The 6,277-nt window shown below is 67.0% G+C and carries 5 protein-coding genes; 4 read left to right on the plus strand and 1 reads right to left on the minus strand.

The features are described 5' to 3' along the window. Positions 1-90 precede the first annotated feature (90 nt). On the minus strand, positions 91-972 hold the full coding sequence (locus HZB86_06030; protein ID MBI5905093.1) for a DsbC family protein: 882 nt from the start codon (positions 970-972) through the stop codon (positions 91-93). Positions 973-1,347: 375 nt separating this feature from the next. Here HZB86_06030 and HZB86_06035 point away from each other — a divergent pair, with 375 nt between their 5' ends. The 4 genes from HZB86_06035 to HZB86_06050 all read left to right on the plus strand — a co-directional run. Next, positions 1,348-2,667, plus strand: a complete 1,320-nt coding sequence (locus HZB86_06035; protein MBI5905094.1) for a hypothetical protein — start codon at positions 1,348-1,350, stop codon at positions 2,665-2,667. Then, positions 2,664-3,134 (plus strand): cytochrome C, encoded by a 471-nt coding sequence (locus tag HZB86_06040; GenBank protein MBI5905095.1) that lies wholly within the window; start codon positions 2,664-2,666, stop codon positions 3,132-3,134. The genes HZB86_06035 and HZB86_06040 overlap by 4 nt, the downstream gene beginning before the upstream one ends. Before the next feature lie 13 nt (positions 3,135-3,147). Continuing rightward, a complete protein-coding gene (locus tag HZB86_06045; GenBank protein ID MBI5905096.1) occupies positions 3,148-5,397 on the plus strand; it encodes a CxxxxCH/CxxCH domain-containing protein in 2,250 nt (749 codons plus the stop codon). A gap of 21 nt (positions 5,398-5,418) precedes the next feature. Then, positions 5,419-6,277: DMT family transporter (locus HZB86_06050; protein ID MBI5905097.1), on the plus strand; the 859-nt coding region annotated here is incomplete at its 3' end.

Genomic DNA, 6,277 nt, shown 5'->3' on the forward strand with positions numbered 1-6,277 from the left:
TCGTCGAGTCCGTCGAACGATTGAACGAATAAAAAAAGGGGCGACCGGTGCACCCCGGCCGCCCCTTCGAATTGGCGCGATTTCCGCGGTCTACTTTTTCGTCGCCTCCGCGGGCGCTTTCCCCGACGCCTTCTCCGCCTTTTTCCCCTGCTCCTTTCCGCCCCCCGGGGCCGCCCCTTTCGCGCTGCCGCCGTCGTCGGCGAGCAGCGTGAGGATCATATCCGCATCCAGCGCGCCCGGCACCACGCGGCCGTCGGGGAAGACCATCGTCGGGGTCGACCGGATCTTCAGGCGGTCCGCGACCTGCGACGTCTCCTTCACCGCCTTCGACCCGCACTCTCCCTTCGGGAGCGGCTTCCCCGCGAAGGCGTCCTCCAGCGCCTGTACGGTGCCGGCGCAGACGATCGACAACGCCTTCTCGTAGGTCTGCGCATCGTTGCCGTTGCGGGGGAACGGCTTCACGTAGAAGGCGATGTCCGGGTGCTTCGCGACGATCTCCTTCGCCGTCTGGTGCAGCTTGGCGCAGTGGGGGCAGTTCGGATCGTCGAACACGATGATCCGCCGCTTCGCGTCCTTCTTCCCCACGACGATCGCCCCGGAGAGTGGAATCTGCGCCACGTCGACCCGGTTCATGGAGAGCATCCGGTTGCCGGTCAGGTTGAGCTTCGAACTCACCTGGAAAATCTGCCCCGAGACGATGTAATCCTTCGAGAAGTCGATGTAGACGGGCCACTTCTGGCCGTCCCGCTCCACGTCGACCTCCCACAGCCCCTTCACGGGACTCATTTCGACGCCGAGGATCTGCTCCTGCCGCAATCCGAGGATTTTGGCCGCTTCCTCGGAGTTCAGGCTGTGGCAATCCGTGCAGGCTCCTTCCCCGCACCCGCCCGCCGTGAAGGCGGCGGAATCGGACGGATTCATGACGATCGACATGCTTATGAGGACCAGGGCCGCCAGGATCGCTCGCTTCATTTTGTCCCCCGGGATTTTATTGCGGACACCTGAAAATCTTACACCGGAACCGGCGCCAACCCCCGGATTTTTTTTACGGCTTCCGGATTACGGTTTCGTTTGTTTTTTCGCGGATGTGCCAAGGAAATTTCATAATCGTAAGAAACATCCCCGAACCCTTTCCCAATTTATTTTCTCTTATACGTGCAACTGTTTGATTACCTGAGGTTTATCGATAAATAGTACAAATAGCATTATTTGGCACGAAGAATGATTATCGAATTACGGTTATCTCCTTTCGCAGTGATAGGATCGGGCCATTAATAGGATTCATTGACATTAACGCGGCATTTTGAAATAATGCCGGCATCCCAAAAATCGACCTCGGGGGTAAGAATGGGACCTACCACCGCCGGAGCGCCACTCCGGAAGAGGCTGACCGTAACCTTTGTCGCCGCCTCGCTGCTGCTTCCCGCGCTTTTCGCGGTCTCATCGCCCGCCGCCGATCTTTCCCTCTCCTCCAGGAGCTACTTCCTGTATTACGAGAGAGAGCTCGCCGGGGGGAACAAGGAGCAGTTCGCACCGCTGTACGAGTACCTTTCGGCGGACGCGGCGAACCTTGCGGGAACCTCCTTCTCCTTCCATTTCTACGGGTGGGGGAGGGTGGACCTCTCCGACGCGAGCGGTTCGGGAAAGGAGTCGGGCGACCTGGGCAGCGCGTACCTCGAGTATCTCCACCCGCAGGGAAACGCGCAGATGAAGCTCGGCCGGTTCTTCTTCTCGGAGGGCGCGGCGGTCGAAACGCTCGACGGCGGCTTCGTCAAGATGACCACGCCGTTGGGAATCGGATTCTCGGCGTTCGGCGGCGTGCCGGTGGAGCATTCGATCCTGGACAACACGAAGGGCGGCGATTCCCTCTACGGCGGGCGTCTCTTCTTCGCGCGGACCGGAAGGGTCGAGATCGGGGCGTCCTACCTGAAGGAGGCGGGGCCGTTCCAGGGAAAGGACCGGGAGCTGTACGGCGGCGACCTCTGGCTGCGCGTCGCCGCTCCGGTGGAGCTGACCGGGCAGGCGGCGTACAACCGGTCGACCCGGGAGATGGCGTCCCAACGGTACGCGGCCCGCATCCTGCCCGGCGCCCGCGTCGACATCTCCGCCGGGTACGAGTCGTACTCCTACAAAAGCCTCTTCCAAACCACGCTGAATCCCGCGTTCTTCCCCCCGTCGATCGATAACGACGACAAGGTGCAGGTGATCTTCGGCGTCGTGGACTGGGAGATCGTTCCGGGATGGACGATCGAGGTGGCGGGGAAGAACATCCGGCACGACAAGTCGAACCCGGGGAACGCCAACCGCGGGGAGATCGGCGTCCGCCACGCGTACAACGAGAAGAAGGACGCTGCGGGAATTTCCGGGGCCGTCGTGACGGCGGACCGCGAGGAAAACGAATACAGCGAGATCCGCGGATTCGCCACGTATTCCCCGGGGAAGTTCCGCCTCTCCCTCGACGCTCTGAACCAGCAATACAAAAGGCCGATCAACGGGAAGAAGAACGCATCCCAGATCGTCGTCTCCGCCGGGTACCGGTTCTTCCCGTCGTTCCTGCTCTCCGGCGACTTCCAGTGGACGCAGAGCCCCACTTTCAGCAGCGATTACGCCGGGCTGGTCCGGGCGACCCTCGACCTCGCCACCGGCATGGGAGGAAAGAAGAAATGACGCGGCGCGCGGTCGTGATGAACGTCATCCTGGCGGTGCTCCTCGCCCTTTCGTTCGGGTGCTCCGCCGTGTCGAAGACCCCTTCCGTACCGCCGAAGCACCCGGAAGAGCTCCCCACGGGGCGGGCGGACTGCCTCGAATGCCACAAGGATGTGTCTTCGGGCGCGCTGAAGCCGTACGCATCGTTCCGGCACTCCCGGGTGTTCGTCGATTCGCACGGCGTGTACGCGCGCCAGGGGCAGAACCTCTGTTCCGCCTGCCACGCGCCGGCGTTCTGCCAGACGTGCCACGCGGCCAAGGGGGAGCTGAAGCCGAACACGCTCCTGGGCGACCGTCCGGACCGGATGGCGCCGCACCGGGGGGACTACCTCGTGACCCACCGGATCGACGGCCGGCTCGACCCGGGATCGTGCTTCCGGTGCCACGGGAACCGGAACGACATCAAGTGCCGGCAGTGCCACAAGTAGGACGGGAGGACAGATGATGCGAGGGAAGGGATCTCTCCGGCCGTTCGCCGGATGGCTGTTTCTTACGGCGGTCGCGTTCGCGGCCGGATGCTCGAGCGCGAATTCCACGGGCGGGAGCGTTTCCGTGAGCCACCTCACCGGTTCCGGCGTCTCCGTCTCCGGTTGGGTCTCCGCCTCCGGAACGTCGCTTCACTCCCGCACGTCCACCGACGCCTACATGAGCCAGGGAAACATGGGCGCGTGCACCGAGTGCCACGGGGCGGACCTCCTCGGGGGGATCTCGCGCGTATCGTGCATGGACAACCCGGCCGCGTGCCACCATGGGACGGTCGCGAACTGGGTGGCCGCCGGGGCCGCGACGCAGGAGCACGGCGCCGCGGCGAAGCGGGGCCCCGGCAGTTCCAGCATGCACGCCTGCCGGATCTGCCACGGAAACGACTTCCGGACCGACCGCGGAAGCCAGACCTGCTTCACGTGCCACACGCTGGCGCCGCACCCGAACCGGCCGTGGCGCACCACCGGCACGGACAACACGCACACCGACGTGAACGCCGCGAACGCCCCGATCTGTTACGGGTGCCACGCCGACTCCGCCGCGGGGAACCCGAACAACCCCCACCGGCCGCCATCGCCCGCGGCGTCCGGCACCGCTCCGGGCTGCTTCAACGGGACGATGTGCCACAACGCCGCGGCGGCGCCGCATGCCACGGGCGCCGCGTGGCTGGCGGCGGGAACGGGTTTCCACGGCACCGGCGCCAAGGCGGATCTGACGTTCTGCCAGGGGTGCCACGGAACGCCGGGAACGATCAACTTCAACGGAGGCAGCGCCCCGACATCCTGTTCCACCGGCTCCTGCCACCCGGCCGCCAAGGCGCACCCGACCGATTGGCAGGGATTGCGGACGATCAACGGGGTGACGGTCTCCCACCGGACGTCGGGAAACCGGGACGTCGCCTGCGCGATCTGCCACAGGACGACCGGCACGGGGGCGGGGCCGGATCCGTCCGCACCGAGCTGCTTCTCCGCGAACTTCACCAACGCGTTGGGTCAGGCGCGGGCGTGCCACTCCGGAGGCCCCGGGGCGGCGCCGCACGCGCTGGGCGCCACGTGGAACGATCCCGCCGCGGGCGGCTCGGCGTTCCACGGGACGACGGCGAAGGCGGACCTGCTCTTCTGCCGGACGTGCCACGGGACGGCGCCGCGGTCGTTCGCCGGGGGCACGGCGACCACCGCGTGCACGACCTGCCACACGACGGCGGAGGCGCACCCCACCGACTGGCAGGGGATCCGCGCGATCTCCACCGCGTCGATCTCCCACCGGACCTCCGGGAACCGGACGGCGGCGTGCGGCATCTGCCACAACGTGACGGCCGCCGGGGCGGGACCGCACCCGACGGCCCCCAGCTGCTTCTCGGCGAACCACACCAACGGGATCGGGCAGGCCCGGGCGTGCCACGCGGGCGGCCCCGGAGCGGCGAGCCACCCGGTTCCGTTCAACGACAACACGACGCACACGCAGGCGACCACCGCCACCTTCACGGCGGATTGCGGGACCTGCCATGCGGTGACCGGGACTTCGCCGGTCTCGGCCGCGCCGATCTGCGTCTCCTGCCACATCTCCGATCCGCGGAGCGTGACGAACTGCGCCTCGTGCCACGCGAACCCGCCGAACGGCGCCGCGACGGCGTATCCGAACGTGGCGGGGGCGCACGCCGCGCACCTGGCCCTGAACGGCGCGGGAACTCCGGTGACCTGCGCCACCTGCCACAACGGGCTGGGGAGCGGCACCCTGTCGCACTACAACCGCACGCGGCCGACCCGGGTCTCCCCGGCGAGCGTCGCGTTCCTCACGACGTACAACGCGGAGAGCGGGGCCTCCGCGTTCGACAACTCCTCCCTGCTGCGGTGCGGAAACATAAGCTGCCACGGCGGGCAGAACACCCCGAACTGGCGGACGGGGACGATCGATATCGTCAACGCCTGCACCAGCTGCCACATCTCGGGGACGACGCAGTTCAACAGCTATTTCTCCGGCCGGCACTCGCTGCACCTCAGCCGGTTCGGAACGAGCGCGACGACGTGCAAGCGGTGCCACGACGCGACCAAGGTGAACGTGACCGGCCACCTGACGAACCTCGCGACCCCGACGGTGTTCGAGCAGACCGCCCGGAGCACGGTACTCACCGCCGTTCAGTTCAACGGCACGTCGTGCAACCCGAGCGCGGGGGGCCTATCGGGGTGCCACGGCTCGGAAAACTGGTGACGCGGTAACCGGCGTCCCCGGATGGTGTATAGTCCGGGGATGCCGGGAAAGAGCGGGGAAGGCGGAACCCGAACCCACGGGCGGGTCTACGCGGGGCTCGTGCTCACGATGATGTTCTGGGGGAGCGCCTTCGCCACGTCGAAGATGCTCGTCCTCGAAGTGGAACCCGAGGTCGGCGCGGTCCTCCGGTTCGGGCTCGGCTCCCTCCTGCTGCTCGCGGTCCTCTTCCGCCGTTCGGCGAACCCGATTCCCGAACGGGGCGCGTGGGGCCGGCTGATCCTCGTCGGCCTGGTGGGCGTCACGGCGTTCAACACCCTCTTCTTCCGCGGGCTGGCGATGGCGCCGGCCTCCGACGCCGGCATGATCATCCCGACCATGTCCCCCGTGTTCACCGCGCTGGCCGGGATGCTGTTCCTGGGCGAGCCGGTCCGCCTGTCGCGGTTCGCCGGGCTTGCCCTGTCCCTCCTCGGGGCCGTCCTCTTCTTCTGGACGGTCATCACCCATTCCGGGGGGCCTTCCACCCGTGCGTGGGGGGACGTCGCGCTGGTGGGGGCCGCCGGGTGCTGGGCGGCGGCCTCGATCCTCTCGCGGCCGCTCTCGGTCCGGATCGGGGCGATGCCGTCCGCCGTCTGGACGAGCTGCCGCGGAAGCGTGGTGCTGCTCCTCATCTCGTCGCCGAAGCTCGCCTCGGTGCCGTGGGCGGGGCTGTCGGGCCGCTTCTGGGTCGTGCTCGGCTACTTCGCGGTGTTTCCCACGGTGATCGCGTACATCCTCTGGATGGAGGGGATCCGCGTCATCGGCTCGGGACCGACGACGTCGTTCATGTTCCTGGCGCCGGTGTTCGCCCTGCTGATCGCCGCCGCGCTCCTGGGCGAGCGGC

This window comes from Deltaproteobacteria bacterium (assembly GCA_016234845.1).
Classification (GTDB): Bacteria; Desulfobacterota; Deferrimicrobia; order Deferrimicrobiales; family Deferrimicrobiaceae; genus JACRNP01.

What these genes read in the sequence shown, in the direction of transcription:
- HZB86_06035 (MBI5905094.1), top strand. Translation starts at nt 1,348, where the DNA reads ATGGGACCTACCACCGCCGGAGCGCCACTCCGGAAGAGGCTGACCGTA.
- HZB86_06040 (MBI5905095.1), top strand. Translation starts at nt 2,664, where the DNA reads ATGACGCGGCGCGCGGTCGTGATGAACGTCATCCTGGCGGTGCTCCTC.
- HZB86_06030 (MBI5905093.1), bottom strand. Translation starts at nt 972, where the DNA reads ATGAAGCGAGCGATCCTGGCGGCCCTGGTCCTCATAAGCATGTCGATC.
- HZB86_06045 (MBI5905096.1), top strand. Translation starts at nt 3,148, where the DNA reads ATGATGCGAGGGAAGGGATCTCTCCGGCCGTTCGCCGGATGGCTGTTT.